This is a genomic window from Flavobacterium sp. RSSB_23 (assembly GCF_051547145.1).
In the GTDB taxonomy this organism is placed as follows: Bacteria; Bacteroidota; Bacteroidia; order Flavobacteriales; family Flavobacteriaceae; genus Flavobacterium.
In genome coordinates this window covers 1-1,053 of the sequence record NZ_JBPTTO010000038.1, presented here as the reverse complement: position 1 = coordinate 1,053, position 1,053 = coordinate 1, and the positions used below count along the sequence as shown (strand labels likewise).

1 protein-coding gene is annotated in these 1,053 nt (G+C 41.3%); it reads left to right on the top strand.

Annotated elements, in window-relative coordinates; translation table 11 throughout:
* On the top strand, window positions 1-1,053 hold a 1,053-nt coding region (locus tag ACSVH9_RS16250), incomplete at both ends, for a hypothetical protein (RefSeq protein WP_438064620.1).

Genomic DNA, 1,053 nt, shown 5'->3' with positions numbered 1-1,053 from the left:
TCTTGGTATGATGCACCAACTGGAGGCAACCTAATTGCTGCTCCTTCTTGGAATAGCATTGGCTCGACTACTTTTTATGCTCAAAACAATAGCAATTCTTGTACTAGTACAGTAAGAACTCCTGTTGCACTTGAAATTAAAGCTGCTCCACTACTTACTATTACCAATACAACTTGTGCTGCTAACCTACTTACCTACTCGGTTACTTTTAATACCACTGCGGGAACAAACATTAGCGTTGTTCCAAATGTAGGCACCGTAAGCGCTTCGGGTATTACTAATATTCCTGCTGGAACCAATATTACTATCAATGCAAATGTTGCTGGTGGATGCAATGTAGCAATACCAATTACTGCACCTAATTGTAGCTGTCCAATTGTCAACACGCCAATTGCAAGTGCCAATCCAACTATTTGTGAAGGACAAAATAATCCAACGCTAAGTGTGAGTGTAGCCGCGCAAGAAACCGCTGATTGGTATACAACACAAACTGGTGGCACTCCGTTTTTGACTAATGCCTTGAATTTTACACCTATCGTAACTGCCGCTGGAAATTATACGTATTATGTGGAAGCAAGAAATACCACTACCAACTGTAAAAGTACCACAAGAATAGCCGTTACCCTAACCATAGAAGGTATTGCTGCTCCTAGCGGTGCGGCAAATCAAACTTTCTGTCAAATTGATGCACCAACTATTGCTAATTTAGTAGCCAGTGGTACGAACATAAAATGGTACAATTCACCAACAAGCACAACTCCTTTAGTAAATACTACTCCACTTACCGACGCTACTTATTACGCAACACAAACTGCAACTAATGGATTAGGTTGTGAAAGTGTTAGCCGATTTGCTGTAGCAGTAACCATCACAAAAACGCCTGCTCCTAGTGGTTCAGGCAATCAAATCGTTTGCAATAGTGGAACCATTGGTGACTTAATAGCCTCTGGAACTTCTATACTTTGGTATGCCAATCCGAGTGGTGGAACTCCTCTTGATCCAACAACTGCTCTAGTAAATGGTACTACTTATTATGCCTCTCAAACCCTATCG